The organism is Roseinatronobacter sp. S2 (genome assembly GCF_029581395.1).
GTDB lineage: Bacteria > Pseudomonadota > Alphaproteobacteria > Rhodobacterales > Rhodobacteraceae > Roseinatronobacter.
The window spans coordinates 2,058,134-2,084,250 of the sequence record NZ_CP121113.1 but is presented as its reverse complement, the minus strand read 5'-3'; the positions used below and the strand labels follow the sequence as shown (position 1 = coordinate 2,084,250).

At 60.6% G+C, this 26,117-nt stretch carries 24 protein-coding genes; 10 read left to right on the top strand and 14 right to left on the bottom strand.

Features of this window, described 5'->3' with window-relative positions; translation table 11 throughout:
• Positions 1 to 165: 165 nt before the first annotated feature.
• Positions 166 to 1,740: a helicase HerA-like domain-containing protein gene (locus tag P8S53_RS09925; protein ID WP_277803811.1), complete on the bottom strand. Its 1,575-nt coding sequence runs from the start codon at positions 1,738 to 1,740 to the stop codon at positions 166 to 168.
• 510 nt (positions 1,741 to 2,250) lie between these two features.
• On the opposite strand from P8S53_RS09925, the gene P8S53_RS09920 reads away from it, so the two are divergent.
• Positions 2,251 to 2,856 (top strand): invasion associated locus B family protein, encoded by a 606-nt coding sequence (locus P8S53_RS09920; protein WP_277803810.1) that lies wholly within the window; start codon positions 2,251 to 2,253, stop codon positions 2,854 to 2,856.
• Positions 2,857 to 2,947: 91 nt separating this feature from the next.
• Here P8S53_RS09920 and P8S53_RS09915 read toward each other — a convergent pair whose 3' ends face one another.
• The 10 genes from P8S53_RS09915 to lepB form a co-directional block, all read right to left on the bottom strand.
• The gene (locus P8S53_RS09915) at positions 2,948 to 4,210 is read right to left on the bottom strand and encodes an amylo-alpha-1,6-glucosidase (protein WP_277803809.1); all 1,263 of its coding nucleotides are present in this window, start codon (positions 4,208 to 4,210) and stop codon (positions 2,948 to 2,950) included.
• The gene (locus P8S53_RS09910) at positions 4,207 to 5,244 is read right to left on the bottom strand and encodes an ABC transporter ATP-binding protein (RefSeq protein WP_277803808.1); all 1,038 of its coding nucleotides are present in this window, start codon (positions 5,242 to 5,244) and stop codon (positions 4,207 to 4,209) included. The genes P8S53_RS09915 and P8S53_RS09910 overlap by 4 nt, the downstream gene beginning before the upstream one ends.
• A gap of 73 nt (positions 5,245 to 5,317) precedes the next feature.
• Positions 5,318 to 6,160 carry a carbohydrate ABC transporter permease gene (locus P8S53_RS09905; protein ID WP_277803807.1) on the bottom strand — a complete coding sequence of 281 codons (843 nt, stop codon included), beginning with the start codon at positions 6,158 to 6,160 and terminating at the stop codon, positions 5,318 to 5,320.
• The gene (locus P8S53_RS09900; RefSeq protein ID WP_277803806.1) at positions 6,157 to 6,999 is read right to left on the bottom strand and encodes a carbohydrate ABC transporter permease; all 843 of its coding nucleotides are present in this window, start codon (positions 6,997 to 6,999) and stop codon (positions 6,157 to 6,159) included. The genes P8S53_RS09905 and P8S53_RS09900 overlap by 4 nt, the downstream gene beginning before the upstream one ends.
• A 132-nt stretch (positions 7,000 to 7,131) precedes the next feature.
• Complete coding sequence (locus tag P8S53_RS09895) at positions 7,132 to 8,391, bottom strand: ABC transporter substrate-binding protein (RefSeq protein ID WP_277803805.1); 1,260 nt, start codon at positions 8,389 to 8,391, stop codon at positions 7,132 to 7,134.
• A 37-nt stretch (positions 8,392 to 8,428) separates the two neighbouring features.
• Positions 8,429 to 9,469: a LacI family DNA-binding transcriptional regulator gene (locus P8S53_RS09890; RefSeq protein WP_277803804.1), complete on the bottom strand. Its 1,041-nt coding sequence runs from the start codon at positions 9,467 to 9,469 to the stop codon at positions 8,429 to 8,431.
• Positions 9,470 to 9,562: 93 nt separating this feature from the next.
• On the bottom strand, positions 9,563 to 9,889 hold the full coding sequence (locus P8S53_RS09885) for a DUF1491 family protein (RefSeq protein WP_277803803.1): 327 nt from the start codon (positions 9,887 to 9,889) through the stop codon (positions 9,563 to 9,565).
• On the bottom strand, positions 9,886 to 10,839 hold the full coding sequence (gene era / locus P8S53_RS09880; RefSeq protein ID WP_277803802.1) for a GTPase Era: 954 nt from the start codon (positions 10,837 to 10,839) through the stop codon (positions 9,886 to 9,888). Before era ends, P8S53_RS09885 begins: the two co-directional genes overlap by 4 nt.
• A complete protein-coding gene (gene rnc, locus P8S53_RS09875; RefSeq protein ID WP_277803801.1) occupies positions 10,836 to 11,522 on the bottom strand; it encodes a ribonuclease III in 687 nt (228 codons plus the stop codon). The genes era and rnc overlap by 4 nt, the downstream gene beginning before the upstream one ends.
• Complete coding sequence (gene lepB / locus P8S53_RS09870) at positions 11,519 to 12,307, bottom strand: signal peptidase I (RefSeq protein WP_277803800.1); 789 nt, start codon at positions 12,305 to 12,307, stop codon at positions 11,519 to 11,521. Before lepB ends, rnc begins: the two co-directional genes overlap by 4 nt.
• 321 nt (positions 12,308 to 12,628) lie before the next feature.
• Between lepB and P8S53_RS09865 the strand changes: the two genes are divergently transcribed.
• From P8S53_RS09865 to P8S53_RS09830, 8 genes are all read left to right on the top strand, one after another.
• Positions 12,629 to 14,194: a 2-isopropylmalate synthase gene (locus tag P8S53_RS09865; protein WP_277803799.1), complete on the top strand. Its 1,566-nt coding sequence runs from the start codon at positions 12,629 to 12,631 to the stop codon at positions 14,192 to 14,194.
• Positions 14,195 to 14,407: 213 nt separating this feature from the next.
• On the top strand, positions 14,408 to 15,445 hold the full coding sequence (locus P8S53_RS09860; RefSeq protein WP_277803798.1) for a rod shape-determining protein: 1,038 nt from the start codon (positions 14,408 to 14,410) through the stop codon (positions 15,443 to 15,445).
• A gap of 25 nt (positions 15,446 to 15,470) precedes the next feature.
• Entirely contained in the window at positions 15,471 to 16,406 is a 936-nt protein-coding gene (mreC, locus tag P8S53_RS09855) for a rod shape-determining protein MreC (protein WP_277803797.1), read from the top strand.
• The gene (locus P8S53_RS09850) at positions 16,399 to 16,983 is read left to right on the top strand and encodes a hypothetical protein (protein ID WP_277803796.1); all 585 of its coding nucleotides are present in this window, start codon (positions 16,399 to 16,401) and stop codon (positions 16,981 to 16,983) included. Before mreC ends, P8S53_RS09850 begins: the two co-directional genes overlap by 8 nt.
• On the top strand, positions 16,980 to 18,917 hold the full coding sequence (gene mrdA, locus P8S53_RS09845) for a penicillin-binding protein 2 (protein WP_277803795.1): 1,938 nt from the start codon (positions 16,980 to 16,982) through the stop codon (positions 18,915 to 18,917). The genes P8S53_RS09850 and mrdA overlap by 4 nt, the downstream gene beginning before the upstream one ends.
• On the top strand, positions 18,914 to 20,062 hold the full coding sequence (gene rodA / locus P8S53_RS09840) for a rod shape-determining protein RodA (protein ID WP_277803794.1): 1,149 nt from the start codon (positions 18,914 to 18,916) through the stop codon (positions 20,060 to 20,062). Before mrdA ends, rodA begins: the two co-directional genes overlap by 4 nt.
• Positions 20,059 to 20,991 carry a glyoxylate/hydroxypyruvate reductase A gene (locus tag P8S53_RS09835; RefSeq protein ID WP_277803793.1) on the top strand — a complete coding sequence of 311 codons (933 nt, stop codon included), beginning with the start codon at positions 20,059 to 20,061 and terminating at the stop codon, positions 20,989 to 20,991. Before rodA ends, P8S53_RS09835 begins: the two co-directional genes overlap by 4 nt.
• 373 nt (positions 20,992 to 21,364) lie before the next feature.
• On the top strand, positions 21,365 to 22,618 hold the full coding sequence (locus P8S53_RS09830) for an FAD-binding oxidoreductase (protein WP_277803792.1): 1,254 nt from the start codon (positions 21,365 to 21,367) through the stop codon (positions 22,616 to 22,618).
• On the opposite strand, the gene P8S53_RS09825 is transcribed toward P8S53_RS09830, so the two are convergent.
• From P8S53_RS09825 to P8S53_RS09815, 3 genes are read right to left on the bottom strand one after another with little or no spacing between them, the layout of a single operon-like run.
• Positions 22,597 to 23,400, bottom strand: coding sequence for a metal ABC transporter permease (locus P8S53_RS09825; protein WP_277803791.1), 804 nt, complete (start codon positions 23,398 to 23,400; stop codon positions 22,597 to 22,599). The genes P8S53_RS09830 and P8S53_RS09825 overlap by 22 nt on opposite strands.
• The gene (locus tag P8S53_RS09820; protein WP_277803790.1) at positions 23,390 to 24,142 is read right to left on the bottom strand and encodes a metal ABC transporter ATP-binding protein; all 753 of its coding nucleotides are present in this window, start codon (positions 24,140 to 24,142) and stop codon (positions 23,390 to 23,392) included. Before P8S53_RS09820 ends, P8S53_RS09825 begins: the two co-directional genes overlap by 11 nt.
• Complete coding sequence (locus tag P8S53_RS09815) at positions 24,139 to 24,657, bottom strand: Fur family transcriptional regulator (protein WP_277803789.1); 519 nt, start codon at positions 24,655 to 24,657, stop codon at positions 24,139 to 24,141. Before P8S53_RS09815 ends, P8S53_RS09820 begins: the two co-directional genes overlap by 4 nt.
• A gap of 70 nt (positions 24,658 to 24,727) precedes the next feature.
• Between P8S53_RS09815 and P8S53_RS09810 the strand changes: the two genes are divergently transcribed.
• Positions 24,728 to 26,038, top strand: a complete 1,311-nt coding sequence (locus P8S53_RS09810) for a zinc ABC transporter substrate-binding protein (protein WP_277803788.1) — start codon at positions 24,728 to 24,730, stop codon at positions 26,036 to 26,038.
• The last annotated feature ends 79 nt before the right edge of the window (positions 26,039 to 26,117 follow it).

The following is a 26,117-nucleotide window of genomic DNA, read 5'->3' as shown; positions in this document are numbered from 1 at the left end:
CTCTCGCGCGCCCCGCGTGTTGTCATGCGCAAAAGCGCGCCGGTCCTTCAGGACAGTCAAGGCACGCTTTGGCATATTGTTTCATGCAACCCCGCCCCGGACCTTGGCCCAGCATCACCGGATTTGATTTAGCGCTTACAGGGAATCGCGCGCGGCCTCAAGCACTCAGCGTCCTTTCAGCAACCCGCCCAGCACGCCGCGCATCAATGCCTGCCCCGAACGCGATCCGATCTGGCGCGCAAATGATTTGGCAAAGGCATCTACCGGGCTGTCCCCGCGGCGGGCCGGTGCGCGCGCGGGTGTGCGGTCCGGTGTGTTGATGGCACGCGCGGCCCGCGTGCGCCCCCCGTCATAGCGCCGTGCGGCGTTGAATTCGCGCGCATTGTCAGCATCATCGGGCGTGTTTGCTGCGTCCAGTGCCTGCTGGGCTTCTTGGGCGGCGGCTTCTGCACGGCGGGCCAGCATTTCATGCGCGCTGTCGCTGTCAATCATCTGTTCATATTTTCCGGCCACGGGCGATTGCAGCATGATCATGCGCCGCGCGCCATCCTCGATCGGGCCCATGGCCGATGCGGGCGGACGGATCAGCGTGCGTTCAGCCATGCCGGGACTGCCCTTGTCTTCCAGAAACGATGTCACCGCCTCGCCCACGCCGACATCGCGGATGGTGTCTGCAATATCGAAACGCGGGTTGGGCCGGTAGGTTTGCGCCGCGCGGCGCAGCGCCTGCTGGTCGCGCGCGGTGAAGGCGCGCAGCGCATGCTGGATACGGTTGCCAAGCTGCCCCAGAACACTGTCGGGGACATCATCCGGGTTCTGGGTGACAAAATACACCCCCACCCCCTTGGACCGGATCAGACGTGCGACGCGTTCGATCTTTTCGATCAGGGCCCGCGGCGCACCATTGAACAGCAAATGCGCTTCATCAAAGAAAAAGACCAGCTTGGGTTTGTCGGGGTTGCCCACTTCTGGCAATTCCTCGAACAGTTGCGACAACAACCACAGCAGGAAGGTGGCATAAAGCTGCGGTGTGCGCATCATCCGTTCGGCGTGCAAAATGCTGACATAGCCCCGCCCGTCGGGGGCAAGGCGCATGAAATCGGACAAATCCAGCGCCGGTTCGGAAAAGAAATGCACAGCGCCCTGATTTTCCAGCACCAGCAATTTGCGCTGGATGGCCCCGATGCTGGCCGTGGTGACGCTGCCGTATTGCCGTGATATCTCGCGCTGGTTCTCGCCCAGAAAATTCAGGATCGCGCGCAGGTCTTTCAGGTCCAGTATGGGCAGCCCTTCATCATCCGAAATACGGAAGGCCACGTTGATAACCCCTTCCTGCGCTTCGGTCAGATCCAGCATGCGCGACAACAGAAGCGGGCCGACTTCGGCCATGGTGGCGCGCACGGGATGGCCATGCTCGCCAAAGAAATCCCAGAAAATGACCGGAGTTTCGCGATATTCGTGCTGGCCCAGCCCGATCTGTTCGGCGCGGCGCTGCAACGCACCGCGTTCTGTGCCCGGCACGGCCATGCCGCCCACATCGCCCTTGATATCGGTCAGAAAGACGGGAACGCCTGCGTTGGAAAATTCTTCGGCCAGAATTTGCATGGTGATGGTTTTGCCGGTGCCCGTCGCGCCCGCAATCAGCCCGTGACGGTTGCCATAGGCCAGTTTCAAAACCTGCGGGGCGCGTTGATCCGCCCCGCCGCCACCAACCAGAACCGGCCCGATACCTTCATTCATCACTCATACTCCGCCTGACATAAATCCGGCCTTCAGGTTATGCTGAAAGCGGGGAACGGGAAAAGCAAATCTTAACCATTTCAGACTATTTCCAGTGATGCGCATCCGGTTTTGTGATCTGTGGATGCGCGTCCTCCCTGTCAGACTGGCCGCGCCTTCGGGTGCGGCCTTTTTTCGGCAATCAGGATTTCGGCGGGCCGGTGGAAACAGGGCGCACGCGCGGGGCCGGTTTTGCACAATTTCCATAACAATCAGGTTACTATTTCCTGTTGACGCAGTGGTGCTTTCACCATACGGTGTGCTCAATCGTCGGCCAGTCCGACAGGGAGCAAAGCAAAAATCAATATGAATAGGGGCCTTCGGGCCCTTATTTTAATTTTTGATTTTCCACTCGCGTGATGGCCAAAATCAACCCTGTTCAACACTGCGTGGTGGCATTTTTTTCGACTGACACCTGACGCATGCCGTGATACGACATGCAAGGAAAACGAGCATATCAAGGGACAAGGCATGTCAAGAACACATACCGCATTTTTCAACATTGCATCCGTTGCCGCATTTGCTGCCCTTATGGGCACATCGGCGGCTTTCGCACAGACAAGCACAGAAACGGATTCCCCAATCACAGCCCTGTCCACCGGAGAGGTGCTTGGCGAAGAAATGGGTGATGGCAGCTATATCGGCAACACGCACGGGGACTGGGAACTGGTCTGTGTGGAGAACCCCGAAGGCGAAGACCCTTGTCAGATGTATCAGTTGCTGCGCGATGGTGAAGGCAATGCAACAGCCGAAATCACCATGTTCCCCTTGCCACCGGGACAGGAAGCCGCAGCAGGTGCCACCATTCTGACGCCACTGGAAACGCTTCTGACCGCGCAACTGATCATGCAGGTTGATGAAGGTGCCGCCAAGCGCTACCCGTTCACCTTCTGCACGGCGGTGGGTTGCATCGCGCGCGTGGGCTTCACCGCAGAAGAGATTGATGCGTTTCGTCGCGGCGCGGAAGCTGTCTGGCAGGTTGTGCCAGTCGCCGCCCCCGACCAACCCATTGACCTGACCATGTCATTGACCGGCTTCACTGCTGCCTTCACCGAGCTTTCGGAACAACTGCCGTGATCTGACGGCACGTTCCAGCCAGGATATGGACCCGGTCAGAAATGACCGGGTCTTTTTCATGATGCCCCCTTTGGCTTTGGGCGGGGCGGCGTCATCCATCCAGCGCCAGAAATTCCAGCACCATGGCGGCGGTCCATGTGAACTGCCCGCCGCCCAATGCCTCTCCCGTCAGGGGGTCATAATATTCCGCAAAGCCGCCCTTATGGATCAACTCCAGACTGTCGGCGGAAATGCGTGCGGCGGTGCGGCCCTGTCCGGCGCGCGCCAGTCCGTCCGCGATCATATAGTTCACCACCAGCCACACAGGGCCGCGCCAATAGCGTTTGGCATCAAATCGCGGGTCTTGCGGCGGGTGACTGGCGACACAGTAGCGGGTTCCGTGCCCCTCTATCGTGTTGGCGATGCTTGCGGCCCTTTCGGGTGGAATTGCACAGAACGCAGCCAGAAGCCCGCCCACCGACGCACTGTCGATCAACTGGCCCGTGACGCGGTCCTTGCACAGATACTGGCCATGCGCGTCCGACCACAGGCTTTCCATCGCCGCCAGCCCGCGTGCCGCAAAAGCGCGGTTTTCGGCGGCAAGTTCGGGTTCGCCAACATGATCGGCCAGATCGGCCAGATCGGCACATGCGCGGGTCAAAATCGCATTGAAACCGGGATCAACCACCTGAAAGGGCGACGCATCATGCAATTTCGATGTGTCCCAGTGCAGCGCGCGAAAATGCTCGACCAGCCACAGATAGCGGTCATATTGCGCCTTGGTGGGCCGGTGCGACGGGTCGGCATGCAGGGTATCGCGCCGCGTATAGGCTGCAATCCCGTCAGTGGGCACTCGGTCAAACGGGTCGTCCCAATCCACGGAATTGTCGCGCCCTGCTTCCCACGGATGCAGGATTGCGGCCAGCCCTTCTGCATGCGGGTCGCGGGTTGCATAGAACCAGCGGTGCCATGCGGCCACTTTGGGCAACAATGCGCGCACACGCTGCATCGCCGCTGCACGGTCCTGCGCACGATCAAACAACCGCTTCAACGCGAACCCCGCAACTGCGGGCTGGGTAATCCCCGATGTGGGCACAGGCCGGTCCGTGCCCCAGATTGCGGGGCCGGGAAAATAGCCATCATCCATTTGATGGAAAATAATATGCGGCACCATCCCGCAGGGCCATTGATGGGCAAACAGCGTCTCGATCTCGGTCCAGGCGCGGGATTCGTCGAAATGGCACTGGCCAAGGGCTGTCAGGCAGCTGTCCCAGTTCCACTGGAACGGATACAGCCCCTTGGTGGGCACAGTATACTGGCCCCTGTCGTTGATTTTAAGAATGTCGATTGCAGCGGTGCGCAGCGCGTCTGTCATGCGATGGCCTTTTGTGTTTCGGGATCAAACCAGCGGATACGGTCGGGGACGGGCGCAAGGGTGATCACCTCGCCCGGCGTGATGTGGCGGTCGCTGTCCAGCACGGCACGAAATGGCTGGCCAGCCACCTGTGCGGTGACAAGCGTATGCGGCCCAAGGGGTTCGACCACACGCACTTCGGCGCTCAGGCCCGTGTCGGACGGGTGCAGGTCTTCGGGGCGGATGGCAAATTCGGCAGCGGCCCCTTGCGGGCCCGCGAAACTTTGCCCCGCCACATGCCAGCGCCCTGCCCCTTCGGATTTGGCAGGCAGAAAATTCATCGGCGGGTTGCCGATGAAACTGCCCACAAACCGCGCGGCAGGGTTGCGGTATACTTCGGTCGGGCGGTCGGCCTGCACGATATAGCCGCCATTCATCACGCTGATCCGGTCGGCCAGCGACATGGCCTCGACCTGATCATGGGTGACATAGATGGTGGTGGTTTTCGATTCCGCCAGAACGCCCTTCAATTCGGCGCGCATTTCCAGACGCAGCAGCGCGTCCAGATTGGACAGCGGTTCATCCATCAAGATGACATCAGGCTCCATCGCCAAGGCCCGCGCAACAGCCACACGCTGGCGCTGCCCGCCCGACAATTCACCAGAATAGCGCTTCAGCAACTGCTCGATATGCATCAATTCGGCGGTGCGCCGGACGCGGCGGTCCACCTCCGTGCCGGTCACTTTCGCCATGCGCAGACCAAACGCGATATTCTCAAACACCGTCAGATGCGGGAATACCGCGTAATTCTGGAACACCATGGAAATACCGCGCGCGCGGGGTGGCAAATGGTCCACCCGCCGCCCCCCGATCCAGACCTCGCCCTGACTGGGGGTCTCCAGCCCTGCGATGATGCGCAAAAGCGTGGTCTTGCCGCAGCCGGACGCGCCCAGCAGTACCATGAATTCCTGATCGGCGATGGTCAGGTCCACCGAATGCAGCGCCGTGAAGGCCCCGAAATCCTTGGCGACACCCTTGATGACAATTTCAGCCATATTGGCCCCTTCCTGTTTTTGGTCGCATGTCCTTGCTTGCGCAAAACCGGTTCCCGGTTTCGCGCAACATGCTCTAGCGATTGGCGATGCCCCACATCGCGAACAGATATTTGCGCACTGCGAAGATGAAGATCAGCGCAGGCATGACAAGCGCCGCACCGCCTGCAAATTTCAGCGGCAATGGCGATACATTCAGCGATTGCAGCAAAAACGCCGTCAATGTGCGGTTCTCGATTGTCAGGACGGCTGCGGCAAACACCTCGTTCCATGAAATAACGAAGGCAAAGACCGCGCTGGCCATGATGCCCGGCAGCGCCAATGGCAGCACGACCTTGATGAAGGCTTGCAACCTGTTGCACCCCAATGTCCATGCGGCCTCTTCCAACTCTACCGGAATGCCGGAAAACAGCGAAAAGGTAATCAGCACCGCGAATGGCAGCGCCAGCATGGCATGCACCAGCGCCAGCCCCAGCACCGTGTCGTCCAACCCTGTGCGAATGAACATCACAGCCAAGGGCAGCGCCAGCAGCGGCAGCGGAAACGCACGCGTCATGATGACCAGCACGCGAAAGAATTCCTTGCCGGGAAAGTCGAACCGCGACAACGCGTAGCCCGCCGGTGCCCCCATCGCGATGGACAGGATCATCGTCAGCACCGCCACCTTGACCGAATTCCACAGCGCCTGCGTGACGCCCTGAAATTGCAAGAAAAACTGGATGGATGCCAGATCGAAACTTGGCCATATGCGTTTTGGAAACCCTGTCACCTCAGAGGGCGCGGACAGTGCATTGACGAATAAAAACCAGATGGGCACCAGCACCCATAAGACCAGCAGCGCAATGCCTGCGTAAAACAGGAACCGGCCTGCGCGCCGCGCCTCTAGCTGTGGCGCGGGTGGTGGGGATGTGTCGGTCATATCCGCGCTCCTTTAGGGACGTGCAACAGCCGCAACACCACCAGCGAAAAGGCGACCGACAGGCCCAGAATGACCATCGCATAGGCGGCCGCCACACCGCGGTCCTGTAGCTGGAACTGCCACTGGAATGTCTCGCCCATCAGCACCGGCAGGGTTGTGCCCCCCAGCGCCATGACAACGGCAAACACCTCGAATGCCATAAGAATGCGCAGGATCAGTGCGGTTTGCAGGCTGGGGCGCAACAGTGGCAGGGTAACACGCGTGAACCGTTGCCAGCGCGACGCACCAAACACTTCGGCAGCCTCAGAATATTCTTTGGGGATCAGCCCCATGCCTGCCACGATAATCACCATCATGATGGCCGTTGCGCGCCAGATTTCAGCCAGAACCACCGCCAGAAAGATGACCCACATGTTCTGATAGCCCAGATACAGGGTCGGGCGGTCGATGATACCGAAGGCGTGAAATATGGAATTCAGGAACCCCGATTGCTCGAATATCGCAAGCCAGATCAACCCCGCCGCCAGATCGGAAATCCCCAGCGGGATCGCAAAGATATACAGCAGCCCCGACCGCCCCGTTTTCAGCTTTTGCACCACAGATGCCATGGTCAGCGCCATGATCAGCTGCACCGGCACCACAATCGCGGTCAGCCAGATGGTGTTCCAGAAGGCAGGTGCGAACTTCCAGTGTCCCGTCATGCGGGTGAAATTCTCGGTCGTCCATTCCCCGCCGCGCGTCAGGCTTTCAACCACGACCAGCCCGAACGGATAAAAGAAGAACACCAGCAGAAACAGCGATGCCGGAAGCAGCAACAGATAGGGCAAGGCTCGTGGCATTTTCGCCTCCTTGTTTCGGCGGGTAAGCTATGCCCCCGCTTTATCTTCATCTTGCCAGAAATACTCGGGGGTGAACCCGGCCCTGCGGGGGCCGGGTGGGGGCGACAGCCCCTTTTTCGGATCGAATTCCGATCAGTTCACAGGGCAAGGACCATCTGATGGCGCATCAGGTGCCCAGCACGGCGCACCTGCTTCGTCAAGAATGCGGCGCAATGCGTCTGCCTGATCATCCAGAACCGCACGCACCGGCTGGCGGGCCAGAACAATGCGTTCAAACGAGTCGTTATAGACCTGATTGAACTGGCCACCCAGATCGCCCAAGCCCACGGGCAACAGCGCGGGCAAGGCATCATCCGCGCCAGACATGGCCGCAATGGCCGCGCCTGCCGCCTGCACCGATGGCGGCATGTCATCGGGGAAATCCACATCGATCACCGGAAAGAAATTGGTGGCGCGCAAGGTCGCGATCTGGGTTTCGGGCGCCAGCATATAGCTGATCAGATCCATCGCCGCATCCTTGTCCTGCGCGGTTTCCGGCACAGCCATACCCGCCAGAACCGGCATGAACCCCCGCCCCGCCGGACCGGCTGGCGCAGGAAAGGCCACAAAATCATCAGGCTGCTGGTTGAACGCATCGGCCAGCCGCGCGGTGTGGTCAAACACCAGCCATGCATCGCCGGAAATCAGTTGTTCCTGCATGAAGCTGTAATTGGTGGATGCAGGGTTTGTATGCTCCCACAATTCCAGAAAAGCAGTCCATGCTTCTTCTGCCGCATCGGACCGGAATTCTGTCACCATAGACCCCGTATAGGCGGGCAGCAGATAGCCCTGAAAGAAACGGTGCTTCAGCCCTTGTGGGCCTGCGGGGAACCCGAAGCGCGGCTCGCCAGTCGCTTCGTGCATATTGGCGGCCCATGCAATCAGCTCGTCATAGCTTAGCGCCATCAGATCCGCGCCGTCGGGCAGGTATTCCAGTGCATTGGTATGCGCGGCCATGACATAGGTGGCCTGCATCCACGGAATATATTTCTGCTCTCCCGTGCCCAGCAGGCCAAGTTCCATAAAGCCCGGTGACACAGCACTTGCATCAATTCCCGACAGGTCGGCCAGATTGCCCGCAAGGGGCGTGAAATCGCCGTGCAATGCGCCCAGAACCCCGATGCTGCCACTGCCTGCCCCCAGTTCGGCCTGAATGCGCGTCAGCCATGGGCCGGGGTCGGCGGGCTGGAAGGACACGCCCCCGTCGAACCCTGACAAGACCTGCTCGCGCATGGCCTGGGTTTCCTCAATCGGTGTGGCCTGACTGGACCAGAACAAGGTCTCGGCGATGGCATTTGTGGAAATTAAAGCGCTTGCAGTGGCAAGTAAGGTAAGTTTCAGTCTGGATTTCATGGTCTTTCCTCCCATTTTTTGGTCGTTGGTTGCGCGGTCAGCCCGCGATTACGGGTGCAGTCCCGTGTGTGCCCCGCAAAATAAGCTGCGGGCGCAGCAGTCGTTGCTCATGCGGCGCATTCGGTGCGTTGATCCGCACCAGCAACATTTCGGCAAGTTGCGTGGCGCTGTCGGCAATACAGGCGTCAAATGTGGTCAGCGCGGGCGTGACATGCGCCGCGGCAGGGATATTGTCGAAACCGATGATGGACAGGTCATCTGGCACGCTTAACCCTTGTTTCTGGGCTTCGGCCATCAACTCCAACGCCAGCCCGTCGGCAATGGCAAGCACGGCGGTGGGTCGGTCGGCACCGGACAGGATGCCCGCGATGGCCTGCGCGCGCGTGTCCATGTCGTAGCGCGAACATGACACATGCCGCAATGTCAGCGCGGGGTCGCCATTGGCCGCATAAGCGTTGCGCAAACCGGCCTCGCGCTTCTGGCGGAAGGTCAGCGGGTCATCAAGACTTAGCAGGCCAAACCGGCGATGGCCTGCCTGATACAGCAGATCAAACGCTTCCATAAAGGCAGACTCGCCGTCGGTATCCAACCAGCTATAGCCTGATTCATCATGCTCCAACCGGCCATGCGCCACGAATGGCACGCCATGGTCTTGCAGCAGCGCAATGCGTGTGTCAGCGCATTCGATCCGGCTGACAACCACGCCATCGACACGGCCAGATGTAATCAGGCTTTCCAGATGGCGCTGTTCAGACCCGTCGCGCGGAACCGCAGACAGCAGCAATTCAACCCCTTTTGCACTGAACCCTTCGGTCAGGGCACTGACAAATTCACCAAGGAAAGGATCGGCAAGCCCGCGTCCGCGCATAGGCAACAGGAAGCCCGCAAACCCGGTGCGCCCTGATGCCAGTGCCTGCGCTGTGCGGTTGGGGACATAGCCCAACTCCAGCGCGGCCTTTGCCACACGCTCGCGCGTTTTCAGCGCGATCTGTTCATGCTGCGCCAGGGCCCGCGACACGGTCGCAGGTGAAAGGCCCAAGTGGCGCGCAAGATCTGATAATGTGCGGGTTTTGGTCACGTTCCCCTCCGATGAGGGGTACTTAAAGCGCATTAAATTAAATTGCAAGCGCTTTAAATTTACTGGCGAACAGATAGCATCAGGCGGGTTATGTCAGTCCATGTCATCCAGCAGGATGCGCCCGCGCGCGTCCTCTACCTCGATCACCCACAGGTCAGGGTCGAAACTGCGCTGGCGCAATATCGCCTCGTCAACGCTGGCTTCCGGTCCCTCAACCAGCACCTGCCAGACACGCGCCCCGCTGGCCAGATCGAAGCCGCGCTGATAGGCGCGCGCAGTCCCGTCCATCAGCGCCAGTTTGACAAGCACTGCGCCTGCGGTGTCGTCGCCGCGGGTGATCACATAGGCCGGTATTCCGTCAATCTGAAGGCGGCGCAAATATGCAGACACCCAGATGCCGGATGCCAGCCGCGCACTCATGTATTGCCGTCGCGGAAATCCAGCCCCATTTCGGAATAGCGCGCGGCCTCTTCCAGCCAGTTTTCACGCACTTTTACTTGCAGGAACAAATGCACGGGACGGCCCAGAAATTCCGTAATCTCGACACGGGCGGCTTGTGAAATGGATTTGATGGTTTCGCCCTTGTTGCCCAGCACAATGCCCTTATGCCCGTCGCGGATGACATAGATGATCTGGTCAATGCGCACGGACCCGTCCTTGCGTTCCTGCCACATTTCCGTCTCGACCGTCAGCTGATAGGGCAGTTCTTCATGCAGGCGCAGGGTCAGCTTCTCGCGCGTCATTTCGGCGGCGATCATGCGCAGCGGCAAATCCGCGATCTGGTCTTCGGGGTAAAGCCATGGCCCTTCGGGCAGGGTTTCGGCCAGCCAGTGGCGCAGATCATCCACGCCATGCCCGCGTTCGGCGGAGATCATGAAGGTTTTGACAAACGGATAGGCCGCGTTCAGTTTTTCCGACAGCGCAAGCAGGGTTTCTGCCTTGACGCGGTCAATCTTGTTGATCGCAAGCGCGACCGTCTGGTTGGGCGAGATACGCTCTTTCAGCGCATCAAGGATGGCCTGTGTGCCGTCGGTCACGCCGCGATGCGCCTCGACCAGCAGCACCACGATATCGGCATCTGCGGCCCCGCCCCATGCGGCGGCGACCATGGCGCGGTCCAGCCTGCGCCGCGGGCGGAACAGGCCGGGCGTGTCCACGAATACCAGTTGCGCGGCCCCTTCCATGGCCACACCGCGAATGCGTGTGCGGGTGGTCTGCACCTTATGGGTCACAATGCTGACCTTCGCGCCGACCATGCGGTTTGTCAGGGTGGATTTGCCCGCATTGGGTTCACCGATCAGGGCAATGAACCCCGCGCGGGTTGGCGGTGTGTCGGTCGGCGTGGTGGCAGTGTCAGGTGTATCGGTCATGTCTGGCCCTCCAGCCGGTCAAGAAGCAGTTGCGCGGCTTTTTGTTCTGCCTGTCGCTTGGAACCGGCGCTGGCTTGCGCAACCACGCCATCGGACAGCTGCACTTCAATGGTGAAAACCGGCGCATGGGGCGGGCCGCTGCGGTCGCGCTCAGTATAGGCAGGCGGGGTCTGCCCGCGCGCCTGCGCCCATTCCTGCAACGCGGTCTTTGCATCGCGGGCGTCGTCCTTGACGGTGGCAATCCGCGCCCCCCAAAGGCGCAGCACCATGTCGCGCGCCGCGTCAAAGCCCGCATCCAGATAGACGGCGGCAATCACGGCTTCCATGGCATCGGCCAGCAGCGCTTCCTTGCGCCGCCCCCCCGACAGCATTTCAGACCGCCCCAGCTTCAGCACCTCGCCCAGCTCCACATCGCGCGCGATGTCTGCGCAGGCTTCCTTGCGCACAAGTGCGTTGAAGCGCGGTGCAAGCTGCCCTTCGCTGGCCGCTTTATCTGCGTGCAGCAACGCTTCGGCCATCACAAGGCCCAGCACGCGGTCCCCCAAGAATTCCAGCCGCTGGTTGTCAGGGCGCGAGGGCGATGAAATGGACGGATGCGTCAGTGCGCGGCGCAGCAGTTCGGGGCGGGAAAACTCATGACCGATGCGCGCACTGAATGCGCGCAGTTCTTTCGACAGTGTCACTGCAACCTCGCAAAGAAACGATCGCTGCGCCATGTCCACACGAAGAACAGCGAGCGTCCTTCGGCGGAAAACACGACATGGCGCGCGCGTCCGATCAGGTGATCAAACGGCACCATGCCAACACCACCCACGCTGCGCGGCATGCGGCTGTCCAGCGAATTGTCGCGGTTGTCGCCCATGAAGAAGAAATGCCCTTCTGGCACAGTGAACACAGGCGTATTGTCCGCAGCCCCCCCGTCCGAGATGTTCAGCACCGGATAGCTGACACCATTGGGCAAGGTTTCAATCGCACGCGGTTTCAGGCATTGGCCACCCTGCCCCACTGGCGCATTCGCGCAGCGCGGATACTGGCCCGCGCTGCCCTGGCGGTCATAGGTTTCTGCAAAATCACCATCGGGTTCCTGGGGCGCTGCTTCATCATTCAGATACAGAATGCCATCACGCATTTGCACGCGGTCGCCCGGCAGACCGATCAGGCGTTTGATGTAATCCGCGCCCGTGCCGGGGTGGCGGAAGACAACGATATCGCCGCGTTCGGGATCATTCGCAAACAGCCGCCCCGTGATGGGGCATGCGCCAAACGGGCAGGAATAGCGCGAATAGCCATAGGCCATCTTATTGACGAACAGAAAATCCCCGATCAGCAATGTTTCCTTCATGGACCCTGACGGAATCCAGAACGGTTGGAAAAACAATGTGCGAAACAGGCCTGCAATCACCAACGCGTAAACGATTGTTTTCACGTTTTCCCAAAGGCCGTCTTTCTTGCCGTCACTTGCTGCCATTCGTCCAATCCGATTATTGTCATTGACCTGATATGTTGCAGGCTTCATGGGCGGGGGCGGGCATGAAGTCAAGCTGTTGGGGCAAGCCCCCTACACGAAAGTGACGCCAGTTTCGGGGTTTTCAACCGGATATATCCTGCGTATAACACGACGATGTCATTGAACGAGCATATCGCGGCACTGCCGACATTGCCCCTGCAAACGGGCCTGCTTCTTCTTAGGGGCCTCTGAGCGTGTCCTGAACGGGCGCGCCGCTCAGAGGTTGCAAGCGCCCGGAAAACACATCAGATACAACAGATCTCCGGTTACAGGACTATACAGATGACACAAGCCGCCCCCAAGCAGGACCATGTCCTGATTTTCGACACAACATTGCGCGATGGCGAGCAATCCCCCGGCGCCACCATGAGCCATGGCGAAAAGCTGGAAATCGCTGCCCTTCTGGATGAAATGGGTGTCGATATTATAGAAGCAGGCTTTCCAATCGCCTCGGAAGGGGATTTTCAGGCCGTCAGCGAAATCGCGAAGAATTCGCGCAATTCGGTCATCTGCGGCCTGTCACGCGCCAATCTGAATGATATCGACCGCTGCTGGGAAGCTGTGAAACACGCAGCCCGCCCGCGCATTCACACCTTCATCGGTACATCGCCGCTGCACCGTGACATCACCGCACTGGATCAGGACGCGATGGTTGCGCGCATTCATGACACGGTCAGCCATGCGCGCAATCTGTGCGAAGATGTGCAATGGTCGCCCATGGACGCCACGCGCACCGAACGCGATTATCTGTGCCGCGTGGTTGAAGCTGCCATCAAGGCGGGTGCCACGACAATCAACATCCCCGACACAGTGGGCTATACCTATCCGCGCGAAAGTGCCGAACTGATCGCCATGTTGCTGGAACGGGTGCCCGGCGCGGATGAGATTATATTTGCCACGCATTGCCACAACGACCTTGGCATGGCGACCGCCAATTCGCTGGCCGCCGTCGAAGCGGGCGCGCGCCAGATCGAATGCACGATCAACGGCCTTGGTGAACGCGCGGGCAACACGGCGCTGGAAGAAGTTGTCATGGCCCTGCGCGTGCGCAACGACATTCTGCCCTATCACACCGGCATTGACACAACCAAAATCATGGGCATTTCGCGCATGGTCGCGGCCGTGTCGGGCTTTCCGGTGCAGTTTAACAAGGCTGTGGTCGGCAAGAACGCCTTTGCGCATGAATCGGGCATTCATCAGGATGGCATGCTGAAGAATAAGGAAACATTCGAGATCATGCGCCCCGAAGATGTGGGGTTGGCTGCGACAAATCTGGTGATGGGCAAGCATTCGGGCCGGGCCGCACTGCGCGCGAAACTGTCGGAACTGGGCTATGAATTGGGCGACAACCAGTTGAAGGATGTGTTTGTGCGCTTCAAGGCGCTGGCCGACCGCAAGAAGGAGGTCTATGACGACGACCTGATCGCGCTGATGACAGAGGCCAGCCTGAACGACGAAGACGCCTATCTGCAAGTGCGCAAGCTGCGCGTGGTCTGCGGCACCGACGGACCGCAGGAAGCGGAACTGACACTGTCCATCGGCGGGGTTGAAAAATTCATCGACGCCACCGGCGACGGCCCAGTGGACGCGACCTTCAATGCGGTCAAGATGCTGTTTGAACATGAAGCCCGTCTGGAGCTGTATCAGGTGCATGCCGTCACCGAAGGCACCGATGCACAGGCCACGGTCAGCGTTCGGCTGGCGCTGGACGGTATCGTGTTTTCGGGACAGTCATCAGACACCGATACGGTCGTGGCGTCCGCGAAAGCCTATGTAAATGCGCTTAATCGCATGGTGTTGCACCGCCATCGCGGAAACCTGTCGGCCTTGATGAGCAGCGCAAGCTAGACCGCGACACTGGCACATAAGGGCGGGCATCAGGGCACAAAGCGCCCGGCCCGCCCTGAAATCGCGGCTTTGTGCTGATTTCGCGGCCAATTCCCGCTTATCTTGCGATCTCACCCCCTTTACCGCGTGCCCTGCCCCGCCCTATAAGGGCGTCAGACTGCTTATGACCCCAATATCTGGGGCCGATTCCACGAGAAGGACGGAAATACCCACATGCCCCTGTTTCCCAGCCTGTTTTCATCGGATATGGCCATCGACCTTGGCACAGCCAACACGCTGGTCTACGTCAAAGGGCGGGGGATCATCCTCAATGAGCCATCGGTGGTGGCCTATCACACCAAGGACGGCCGCAAGGCGGTTCTGGCTGTGGGCGAGGATGCGAAGCTGATGCTGGGCCGCACCCCCGGTTCGATCGAGGCAATCCGCCCCATGCGCGACGGCGTGATCGCGGATTTCGACGTTGCCGAAGAAATGATCAAGCATTTCATCCGCAAGGTGCACCGCAACACCATGTTCTCGAAGCCGAAAGTCATTGTCTGTGTGCCTTACGGCGCAACGCCGGTCGAAAAGCGCGCGATCCGTCAGTCGGTCCTGTCAGCAGGCGCGCGGCGCGCGGGGCTGATTTCCGAACCGATTGCTGCGGCCATTGGTGCGGGCATGCCCATTACCGACCCGACAGGCAGCATGGTTGTCGATATTGGGGGTGGCACAACCGAAGTCGCGGTTCTGTCGCTGGGCGATATCGTCTATGCACGTTCGGTGCGTGTGGGCGGTGACCGTATGGATGAAGCGATTGTCAGCTTCCTGCGCCGCAACCAGAACCTTCTGATCGGTGAAGCCACGGCTGAAAAAATCAAATGCACCATCGGCACGGCCCGCATGCCCGATGACGGGCGCGGCCAGTGCATGATGATCCGCGGGCGCGACCTGCTGAACGGCGTGCCCAAAGAAATCGAGATCACACAGGCACAGGTGGCCGAGGCGTTGTCGGAAACCGTGACCACCATCTGCGAGGCAGTGATGATCGCGCTGGAAACCACCCCTCCCGATCTGGCCGCCGATATCGTGGATCGCGGCGTTATACTGACAGGGGGCGGCGCGCTGCTGGGCGAGCTGGACCTTGCGTTGCGCGAACAAACCGGCCTGTCGATTTCGGTCGCGGACGAGGCGTTGAACTGTGTCGCTATCGGCACGGGCAAGGCGCTGGAATATGAAAAGCAACTGCGTCACGCCATCGATTACGAGAGCTGACGCCGCAACAGGCCGGGCTTGAACTTTGGCATCCGAACGTCAGACAGACCAAGATTATATCCGCCCTGTCAGGCGTATCCTGATTGGGGCTATGGTTCTGTTCCTGACACTTGTTTTTCTGGTCTGGCGCATTGACAGCCCAAGGGTGGAACAGGTGCGCACGGATCTGATCGACCGCATTGTGCCGTCCTTCGACTGGGCCATGCGCCCTGTGACGCGGGTGGCGGGTATGCTGGAGAACCTGCAATCCTATGCCCGTATCGTGGAGCAAAATCAGGAATTGCGCCGCGAATTGCAACAGATGCGGGCGTGGCGCGAAGCGGCCTTGCAACTGGAACAGCGCAATGCCCAGTTACTGGATCTGAATCAGGTGCGCATTGATCCGCAACTGACCCATGTGACAGGGGTTGTGATGGCGGATGGCGGATCGCCTTTCCGGCGGTCTGTGCTGCTGAATGTGGGCGCGCGCGACGGCGTTCAGGATGGTTGGGCGGTGATGGATGGCCTTGGGCTTGCAGGCCGGATCGCGGGTGTCGGCAACCGGACATCGCGGGTGGTGCTGCTGACTGACACGGCAAGTTCGGTTCCGGTTCTGATTCAGCCATCGGGACAACGGGCCATGCTGTCGGGTGACAATTCATCCTATCCGCTGCTGGAATTCATTGAAACACCGGATGAATTGCGCCCCGGTGACCGTGTCATAAGTTCCGATGACGGTGGCGTGTTTCCGGCGGGGTTGCTGATTGGCGAAGTCGTCCAGTCACGGGACCGCAGGTTGCGGGTGCGCCTTGCCGCCGATTACGGGCGGCTGGAATTCCTGCGCGTGATGCGCTCTCGCCCGGTCGAGAGTATTGTTGATACCGGCCGCCTGATCGTTCCAGAAATTCCGCGCGCGCCGGATTTGCCGGGGGATGTGGTGTTGCCGCAAGGGCCGAATATCGAAAGCCCGGCTGATGAATAACCGCCGCCCCGCCAGAAAAGCGCTGTATGTCGCATTGTTTCTGGGGCTTGCGGCGCTGGTCACGTTCTTGCGGCTTTTGCCGATGCAGGATTATGGGGCGGCCGCATCCGATTCCTCGGGCGCGCTGTTTGGTCTGTCAGCCCGCGACTGGCCCGCGCCGGATTTCTTGCTGTGTCTAACATTGGCATGGATTGTGCGGCGTCCTGATTTGCTGCCTGCACCCGTTATCGCGGCATATTTCCTGTTCGAGGATCTGTTGTTGCTGCGCCCCCCCGGCCTGTGGGCGCTGGTTGTTTTGTTGGCGACGGAATTTCTGCGCACCCGCGCGGGCTTGCTGCGCGGGTTCGGGTTCTGGCTGGAATATGCCATTGTGTTTGGGCTGATGCTGACAATGTTTCTGGCAAATCGTGCCCTGCTCGCGATTGTGATGATGCCAAACGCCCCGCTTGACTTGAGCTTTGCGCAGTTTCTGGGCACAGTTCTGGCGTATCCCGCTGTCGTCGCGGTCTTGCATTATGTGTTGAAACTGCGCAAACCGGCGACAGGCGAGGTGGATGTTCTGGGACAGAAATTGTGAAACGCACGGATCGCGACAAGGAACTTAGCCAAAGGATCATCACGCGCCGCGGGTTAATTCTGGGCGGTGCGCAACTGGGCTTTGCAGGCGCACTTGCGTGGCGCCTGCGTGATATGCAGCTTATGCAGTCCGAGCAGTTTCACCTGCTGGCAGAAGAAAACCGCATTAACCTGCGCCTGCTGCCGCCCACACGCGGTTTGATCTTTGACCGCAACGGCGTGTTGCTGGCGGGCAATGAGCAAAATTACCGTGTGGTGATCAAGCGCGATGATGCAGGCGATATCGACCTTGTTCTGGACCGGCTGTCACAGCTGATACCGCTAAGCGAGGATGATCTGGAACGCGCGCGGCGCGATTTGCTGCGCCACCGCCCCTTTGTGCCGGTCACGGTTGCCGAACGCCTGAGCTGGGAAGAGATCAGCCGCATTGCGTCCAATGCGCCTGCACTTCCGGGGGTGACGCCCGAAATGGGCCTGTCACGCGCCTATCCGCTGCGCGAGGATATGGCCCATGTCGTGGGCTATGTCGGCCCCGTTTCCGACCGTGATCTGGAAGCGCTGGAAGCGCCTGATCCGGTGCTGATGATCCCGCGCTTCCAGATCGGCAAAAGCGGCGTGGAACGCGCCATGGAAGACCGCCTGCGCGGCACCGCCGGTTCGCAACGTGTGGAAGTGAACGCCGTTGGCCGTGTCATGCGTGAACTGGACCGCGCCGAAGGGCAACCGGGCGGCAATGTGCATATGACGATTGATGCGCGGCTGCAAAATTACGCGCTGCAACGCATGAAAGGCCAAAGCGGCGCGGCGGTGGTTATGGACACGGCAACCGGTGATATTCTGGCACTGGCATCCGCGCCCAGTTTTGACGGCAACCTGTTTGTGCGCGGCATTTCCAACACCGATTTCAATGGCCTGCTGGAAGATGAATACCGCCCGCTGCTGAACAAAACCGTTCAGGGCATGTATCCGCCCGGGTCCACCTTCAAGATGGTAACAGCCCTTGCCGCACTTGATGCGGGCGAAACAGATGGCGAGGAACGCGTGTTCTGCCCCGGACATATGGATGTGTCCGGCAACCGCTTCCATTGCTGGCGGCGCGGCGGACATGGGCGTGTAGGCCTTGTGTCCGCGCTGTCGGAAAGCTGTGATGTGTATTTCTATGAAATGTCGCAACGCTGTGGCATCGACCGCATCAACGCCATGTCCGAGCGTCTGGGCCTTGGCATACGCTATGATCTGCCAATTCCGTCGATTGCAGGCGGGCTGAACCCTACACGGGACTGGAAACGGCGCAACCGCAATGAAGAATGGCGGATCGGCGATACGGTCAACGCCTCTATCGGGCAGGGGTTCGTGCTGTCGACACCGCTGCAACTGGCCGTGATGACGGCGCGGCTGGCCACCAACAAGGCCATCCTGCCCCGATTGCTGCGTGACCCGCTTGAACAGGCCGCACCGCAGGCCGCGTCGCTGGACCTGCGCCCCGAATGGCTGCGCATGATACGCCGTGGCATGCTTGATACTGTCAACCATGCGCGCGGCACGGCCTATTCGTCGCGTGTGGTGGCGGATGGTCAGGAAATGGCTGGCAAAACCGGCACGAGTCAGGTTTTCTCCATCACCCGCGCGGAACGCGATGCGGGGATACGCCAGCAAAGTGACCTGCCCTGGAACCGGCGCAACCACGCGCTGTTTGTCAATTACGCCCCGGTCGACGCCCCGCGCATTGCCGTGGCCGTGGTCATCGAGCATGGTGGCGGCGGGTCGTCAGCGGCGGCCCCCATTGGGCGCGACATCACGCTGGCCGCACTGAATGACGGCATCCCGCCCCTGTCGGCCTATCCCGCGCCGCAACGCAACCGCATCCGCGCCGAACAGATCGAGCTGGAAGAACGCCTGCGTGACCCGCAGCTTTTACGGATAAGCCGCGCATGAGTTATCTTGAATACAACACCAAGCGCATGCCGTCCGGGCTGGCGAAAGTGTTATATGTCAACTGGCCGCTGGTGGTCTTGCTTGTGGCTGTCGCATGCTACGGCTTTGTCATGCTGTATTCGGTTGCCGGCGGCAATGCGCAGCTTTGGATGGACCCGCAGATGCGCCGCTTCGGCATTGGCATTCTTTTGATGCTGGCGATCGGGTTCGTGCCGCTATGGTTCTGGCGCTCCATTGCGGGGGTTGCTTATGTCGTGTCGATCCTGCTGCTGCTGGGGGTCGAATTTTTCGGCACAATCGGCATGGGCGCAAAACGTTGGCTGGTTGTCGGCCCCATAAGGCTGCAACCGTCCGAGTTGGCCAAGATCAGCACAATTCTGGCGCTGGCGGCCTACTACGACTGGCTGAACATCAAGAAAGTCTCGCATCCGCTATGGGTGGTGCTGGGTATTCTGATTGCCGCGGTTCCGGCACTTCTGGTGCTGCGCCAGCCTGATCTGGGCACGGCGCTTTTGCTGACACTGGGCGGCGGCGTGGTGATTTTTGCCGCCGGGGTGCATTGGGCCTATTTCGCCGCATTGATCGGCAGCATGGTGGCGGGGATCATGGTTATCATGTCATCGCGCGGGACGGATTGGCAAATCCTGAAGGATTACCAGTATCGACGCATAGATTCGTTCCTTGACCCCTCGCTTGACCCATTGGGGGCAGGCTATCACATCAACCAGTCGATGATTGCACTGGGGTCCGGGGGGTGGTCAGGTCGGGGTTTCATGGAAGGCACGCAAGCGCGGCTGAACTTCCTGCCTGAGAAGCACACCGATTTCATTTTCACCACGCTGGCGGAAGAATTCGGCTTTGTCGGGGCGGCGTCCCTGCTGGTGCTGTATCTGATGATCATCGGGTTTTGCCTGCTGACGGCCTTTCGCACGACCAGCCGGTTCGGGGCGTTGCTGGTGATCGGCGTAGTGGGCACCTTCTTTTTGTATTTCGCCGTGAATATGGCCATGGTCATGGGGCTTGCACCTGTGGTGGGGGTGCCGTTGCCATTGGTGTCCTATGGGGGGTCTGCAATGATTGTGCTGATGGTCGCCTTCGGGCTGGTTCAGTCGGCGCATATTCACAGGGCAAGGTTGCCATCATGACACTGACCGTTCTGTTCGCCGCAGGGCAGGAATTATATAACGACTACCAGGCCCCGCTGTCACAGGCCCTGCAAGAACAGGCACTTGATGCAGAACTGGTGACCGACGCCCCGCCCGAATCTGTGGATTACATCATCTATGCCCCGTCCAGTGCGTTGCAGGATTTCACCCCCTACACGCGCTGCAAGGCGGTGTTGAATCTGTGGGCCGGTGTCGAGAAGATTGTCGGCAATCCAACCCTGACCCAGCCGCTTTGCCGCATGGTCGACCCGTCGCTGACCCAGGGCATGGTCGAATATGTTTGCGGTCATGTGCTGCGCCATCATCTGGGGATGGACGCCCATATTCATGCGCGCCCCGGTGACTGGCACGCAGTGGAACCCCCGTTGGCGCAGGAACGCAAAGTTGGCATTCTGGGACTGGGGGCATTGGGGCAAGCGGTTGCACAGGCGCTGGCGGGTTTCGGGTTTGACCTGCATGGCTGGGCGCGCAGTCCTAGATCGGTTCCCGGTATGCGCTGCCATCACGGGCAGGACGGTCTGGATGCCTGCCTGTCCCACGCAGAAATTCTGGTAACCCTGCTGCCGCTGACCGCAGGCACCGAAAACCTGCTGGATCGGCGCGCATTGGCGCTGCTGCCAGAAGGGGCGGCGCTTATCAATCCCGGTCGCGGGCGGCTGGTGGATGACACCGCCCTGATTGCGGCGTTGGACAGCGGGCAAATCGGTCACGCGACACTGGATGTGTTCCGCACCGAACCCCTGCCTGCGGATCATCCGTTCTGGGCGCATCCGCGCGTTACCGTGACCCCGCATATCGCGGCCACCACACGCGCGCGCACCGCAGCACGCGTGATTGCGGGCAATATCGCGCGGGGGGAAAAGGGGTTGGCGTTTATGAATGTGGTAGATCGCGGGCGTGGCTACTGACCGCAGCTGTGCTGTGGTCGGGGTAATGGCCTTTTGCGATCATTCGCGCATGGAGTAAGCCCGCGCCATTGGTGGGCCGGGGGCAGCCGATCCGACGTTTGAGACACGCAGTTTATGCAGGCTGCATATTCCTGCGTTCAAAGGCTTGGCGTGACACTGGCAAAATCGGCAGGCCGCGGGACGGCCAGACCGATGGCGCGGCGGCCTGCGGCCTTTGTTCCGCGCCGGAAGCTACGCAACCGCCTGCAATCCCCCCAACTCAACGCCCTCAGCCCGATCCGATCACGCGATCAAGCTATGCACTGCACCTTGCATCCGTCTGCCGACCGCGCCACAAACAGGCGTATCATTCCTTTCAGGCCATCACGTCACCATGCCAGCCCCGCCCCCTGCGAACAGTAGCGAAATTGCCATCATCGGTGCGGGCATCGTGGGGTTGTCCATCGCATTGCGTCTGGCGGATCAGGGCCACGAGGTCACGCTGCTGGCCCCCGAAGATGACGAGACTGGCGCATCCTATGGCAATGCCGGTGTCATCGCGGATTATGCCGTCATGCCGGTGGGCACGCCCGATGTGCTGCGCAATCTGCCCGCGTTGCTGTTTGACCGCGACAGCCCGCTGTCCATACGCAAGGCCGCCATTTTCACGCTTGCGCCATGGTTGCTGCGTTTCACGCGCGAATGCCTGCCTGCACGCGCGGCGGAAAATGCACGCGCCATTGCTGCACTGCTGGCCCCGTCACCTGCCGCATGGCGCGCATTTGCCAGCCAGATCGGGGGGATCGAATTGCTGAAACCCCAAGGGTCCCTGTATCTGTTTGAAACCGCCAAGGAGCAGCGTGGCGCAGATTTCAGCTTGTCGCGCGCTTTGGGCGTCACCGTCGACATCATCACGCGCGCGGAACTGGGCCAGCTTGAACCCGGCCTGCCTGCGCATGTCGGGCATGGGGCGGCGTTTTTTCCCAATACGGTCACCATGCATGACCCGCGCGCCATGCTGCGCCTGTTGCGCGCGGCCGTCATCGATGCAGGCGTGCGCCATATCCCCGCGCGCATCACCGGACTGGCCCGCGACGGGCACGGGCATGTCACCCTGACAGGCGCAGACATTCGCTTGCGCGCAAGCAAGGTCATTCTGGCGGCGGGCGCATGGTCGCGCGATCTGGCACGGCAGGCGGGCGACAAGGCGCCGCTGGACACCGAACGCGGCTATCATCTGGAATATGACATGACGGACCAGCCCCTGACCCGCCAGGTAACGCCTGTGTCGCGGGGGTTCTATTTCTGCCCGATGGCGGGGCGGTTGCGGATTGCGGGCACGGTGGAGTTGGGCGGGCGGGACGCACCTGCCGCGCCAAACCGCTGGGCCGTCATGGAACGCGGCGCGCGTGCCATATTTCCCGACCTGCCCGAACCCGACCGGCGCTGGATGGGGTGCCGCCCGTCCCTGCCGGATTCGCGCCCTGTTATTGGACCGTCAACACAGGGCGCGAATGTGATCCACGCCTATGGGCACGGGCATCTGGGCCTGACGCTGGCACCAGTCACTGCACAGATTGTCGCGGATCTGGTGGCAGGGCGCATGCCTGCGCTGGATATTGCGCCTTACCGTCCGGGCCGTTTCTGAACCAGTGCCGCCGCGAAGGTGAACAGCGAAAATATCAGCGCCGCCACCACAACAATCGACGGGCCTGACGGCGTGTCCTGCCACAGCGACAGCTGCAACCCCCCCCACACCGAAAAGCCCCCGATCGCGACCGCAAACAGCGCCATTATTTCAGGGGTGCGTGCCAGATTGCGCGCCGCGGCAGCGGGCACAATCAGCATGGCCGCAATCAGCAAGGCCCCCACGATTTTCAGCGCCACCGCGACCACCACAGCCAGCGACAGCGTCAGCACCATGCGTTCGCGCGCCGGGCTAAGGCCGGATGCATGGGCCAGATCCTCGTTCAACGTGGCGGTCAGCAGGGCTGACCACCGCCACAGGATCAACCCCAGAACCAGCGCTGACCCCGCTACGATAATGGCCAGATCCATGCGCGACACCGCCAGAATATCGCCAAACAGATAGGCCGTCAGGTCCACGCGCACAGCAGGCAAAAACGACACCGCCACCAAACCAAAGGCCAACGCGGAATGCGCCAGCACCCCCAGCGTGGTGTCCATGGCCCAGCCGCGACCGGCCATCACCGACACAATCATCGCCATCAGCAGGGCCACCACCAATGTGCCCACGAAAATGCTGATCTGGAACCCAAGCGCCAGCGCCACCCCCAGAATGGCGGCATGCGATGTGGCATCGCCGAAATAGGCCATGCGCCGCCACACCACAAAACAGCCAAGCGGCCCGGTTGCCAACGCCACCGCCAGACCCGCCAACAACGCCCGCATCATGAAATCATCCAGCATGGGGGCTATCTTCCTTGTGATGTTCGTGTTCGTGTTCGTGATCATGGTCATGCTGGTGCTGGAACAAGGCCAGCGCGCCGCCCGTGCCCATTCCGAACAGGGCACGGTATTCGGGGGCCGCGCGCACGACATTGGGCGTCCCTTCGCAGCAGATATGCCCGTTGATGCACACCACCCTGTCAGATGCGCTCATGACAACATGCAGGTCATGGCTGACAGACAGTACCGCACAGCCCGTGTCACGGCGCACATCTTCAATCAGGCGGTAGAAACTGGCAACGCCGGGTTGGTCCAGACCTGCGGTCGGTTCATCCAGCATCAGAATGTCGGGCTGCATCAGAAGCGCGCGTGCCAGAAGTACGCGCTGGAACTGGCCGCCCGACAGGGTCGTCATATTCTGCGCTGCCACATCCGGCACGCCCACACGATCCAGAACTGCGGCAATCTGGGCCGCGCTGCGCCGTGTCGGCAAGGACAGAAACCGCCGCACCGGCAATGGCAGGCCGGGATCAATGTGCAAATGCTGCGGAACGTAGCCCACCTGCAAGCCAGCTTTGCGCGTGACCGACCCCCGACTGGGCGCAACCACCCCCAGAAGCGCGCGCAGCATTGTTGTCTTGCCCGACCCGTTCGGCCCGACGATTGTGACGATTTCGCCCTTGGCTATGCTGAAATCTATGTCGAACAGCGCCCGCCGCCCGCCATAATGCACGCAAACGCCGCTTGCCTGTATCAATGTCACGCAATGGTCCTTTGGTCAGCAGTTTCGCGCGCAATGCATTCGCGGCATTGGCCGACGGCCTCGATGGTGGCACGCGACAGGGCGAAACCCATATCCTGCGCCGCCACACCCAAGGCGGCCCCCACTGCATCGCTTGGGGCTTCGGTCACGCTTTCGCAGGTTTCGCATATCAGAAACGCGGCGCGGTGGTCATGGCCGGGATGGGCGCAGGCGGTAAAGGCATTCAACCGCCGGATACGATGGGCAAGCCCGTTTTCGACCAGAAAATTCAGCGCCCTGTAGGCGACGGGCGGCTGCGCGCCGAACCCGTCAGCGGCCAGTTGTTCCAGAACGTCATAAGCCCCCAGCGCGCCATGCGCCTGCAACAAAATCTCCAGCGTGCGTCTGCGCACAGGGGTCAGCCGCAATCCGTGCGACTTCACACGTGATTCCGCCTGCGCCAGAATCGCCTGTGCAGGGGCATGCCCACTATGGTCGGGGCAACAAAATGACTGTGATTCAGGGCTGTCTGCCATTCCAAGCGCCTTGACTGTTATGATATAACATAAGATATGTACTGAAATACCATAACACAAGGAGATCACGATGCGCCACTCTCTCGCATTGGCCTGCGCCATGATGGCCACACCGCTTGCCGCCCATGATTTGAAGATTGTCACCGATTTTCCGATCACGCATTCGCTTGTTTCGATGGTGCAGGGTGAGCATGGCAGCGCTGATCTGTTGCTGGACCGTGGCGGTGACCCGCATTCTTTTCAGTTGCGCCCCTCTCAGGCGCGCGCGCTGGCTGATGCGGATGTCATTTTCTGGGTTGGTGAAGACCTGACCCCATGGCTGGCCCGCGCCCTTGCAGGGACTGAAACGCAGGCGGACATTGTATCGTTGTTGAACGCAGATGGTCTGGCGGTGCAGGACTTCGCGCATGGTCACAGTCATGATCATGACGACCATGGGCACGACGAGCACGGTCATGACGATCACGGCCATAGCCACGATGATGACGCGCATGGCCATGACGACCATGGCCACAGCCATGATGACGATGCGCATGGCCACGACGATCACGGGCACGGCCATGATGACGATGCGCATGGCCATGACGACCATGGCCATAGCCACGATGATGACGCGCATGGCCATGACGACCATGGCCACAGCCATGATGACGATGCGCATGGCCACGACGATCACGGGCACGGCCATGATGACGATGCGCATGGCCATGACGACCATGGCCATAGCCACGATGATGATGCGCACGGGCACGACGATCACGGGCACGGCCATGATGACGACGCACATGGGCATGACGATCACGGCCACAGCCATGATGATGACGCGCATGGGCATGACGACCACGGCCACAGCCATGATGGTCTTGATCCGCATGCTTGGATGAACACCGGAAATGTCGAAATCTGGCTGGATGTTATCGCCGCTGAACTGGCAGAACATGATCCCGACCATGCAGACATCTATCTTGCCAATGCCGATGCGGCTAAGTCCGAGATTGCAGCGCTTGCGGATGAGCTGGCCGAAATCCTTGAACCTGTCGGCACGGCCCCGCTGGTCATGTTCCATGATGCCTATGGCTATATGGCCAACCAGTTCGGGCTGAACATCGCGGGCACAATCGCGCTGGGCGATGCGGCTGCCCCCGGTGCGCAGCGCCTTAGCGAACTGCGCGCGCAACTGCACGACGATGGTGCCGTGTGCATCTTCCCCGAAGTGAACCATTCATCGCGCTATATCGACACTGTGGTCGAAGGAACCGAAACCCGCATCGGCGCCGAACTGGACCCGGCGGGCGTGCTGCAAGAACCCGGTGCGAACCTCTATCCGGCTGTGATGCGTGGCATCGCGCAATCCATTGCAGATTGCGTATCGGGCGAGTGAACTAACCCTGCCCTGCCCGCGCGGCGCCCATTTGACTGGACGCCGCGCGGATGAATGTTTAGGTCTGGACCTAGCAACA

Excerpts from the sequence above, each read along its gene's own strand:
- P8S53_RS09920 (WP_277803810.1), top strand. The coding sequence starts at position 2,251 with ATGTCAAGAACACATACCGCATTTTTCAACATTGCATCCGTTGCCGCA.
- P8S53_RS09905 (WP_277803807.1), bottom strand. The coding sequence starts at position 6,160 with ATGACCGACACATCCCCACCACCCGCGCCACAGCTAGAGGCGCGGCGC.
- P8S53_RS09810 (WP_277803788.1), top strand. The coding sequence starts at position 24,728 with ATGCGCCACTCTCTCGCATTGGCCTGCGCCATGATGGCCACACCGCTT.
- P8S53_RS09830 (WP_277803792.1), top strand. The coding sequence starts at position 21,365 with ATGCCAGCCCCGCCCCCTGCGAACAGTAGCGAAATTGCCATCATCGGT.
- P8S53_RS09925 (WP_277803811.1), bottom strand. The coding sequence starts at position 1,740 with ATGAATGAAGGTATCGGGCCGGTTCTGGTTGGTGGCGGCGGGGCGGAT.
- P8S53_RS09895 (WP_277803805.1), bottom strand. The coding sequence starts at position 8,391 with ATGAAATCCAGACTGAAACTTACCTTACTTGCCACTGCAAGCGCTTTA.
- rodA (WP_277803794.1), top strand. The coding sequence starts at position 18,914 with ATGAGTTATCTTGAATACAACACCAAGCGCATGCCGTCCGGGCTGGCG.
- era (WP_277803802.1), bottom strand. The coding sequence starts at position 10,839 with ATGACCGATACACCTGACACTGCCACCACGCCGACCGACACACCGCCA.
- P8S53_RS09850 (WP_277803796.1), top strand. The coding sequence starts at position 16,399 with ATGAATAACCGCCGCCCCGCCAGAAAAGCGCTGTATGTCGCATTGTTT.
- lepB (WP_277803800.1), bottom strand. The coding sequence starts at position 12,307 with ATGGCAGCAAGTGACGGCAAGAAAGACGGCCTTTGGGAAAACGTGAAA.
- P8S53_RS09885 (WP_277803803.1), bottom strand. The coding sequence starts at position 9,889 with ATGAGTGCGCGGCTGGCATCCGGCATCTGGGTGTCTGCATATTTGCGC.
- P8S53_RS09910 (WP_277803808.1), bottom strand. The coding sequence starts at position 5,244 with ATGGCTGAAATTGTCATCAAGGGTGTCGCCAAGGATTTCGGGGCCTTC.
- P8S53_RS09860 (WP_277803798.1), top strand. The coding sequence starts at position 14,408 with ATGCCCCTGTTTCCCAGCCTGTTTTCATCGGATATGGCCATCGACCTT.
- P8S53_RS09835 (WP_277803793.1), top strand. The coding sequence starts at position 20,059 with ATGACACTGACCGTTCTGTTCGCCGCAGGGCAGGAATTATATAACGAC.
- P8S53_RS09915 (WP_277803809.1), bottom strand. The coding sequence starts at position 4,210 with ATGACAGACGCGCTGCGCACCGCTGCAATCGACATTCTTAAAATCAAC.
- P8S53_RS09900 (WP_277803806.1), bottom strand. The coding sequence starts at position 6,999 with ATGCCACGAGCCTTGCCCTATCTGTTGCTGCTTCCGGCATCGCTGTTT.
- P8S53_RS09865 (WP_277803799.1), top strand. The coding sequence starts at position 12,629 with ATGACACAAGCCGCCCCCAAGCAGGACCATGTCCTGATTTTCGACACA.
- P8S53_RS09815 (WP_277803789.1), bottom strand. The coding sequence starts at position 24,657 with ATGGCAGACAGCCCTGAATCACAGTCATTTTGTTGCCCCGACCATAGT.
- P8S53_RS09825 (WP_277803791.1), bottom strand. The coding sequence starts at position 23,400 with ATGCTGGATGATTTCATGATGCGGGCGTTGTTGGCGGGTCTGGCGGTG.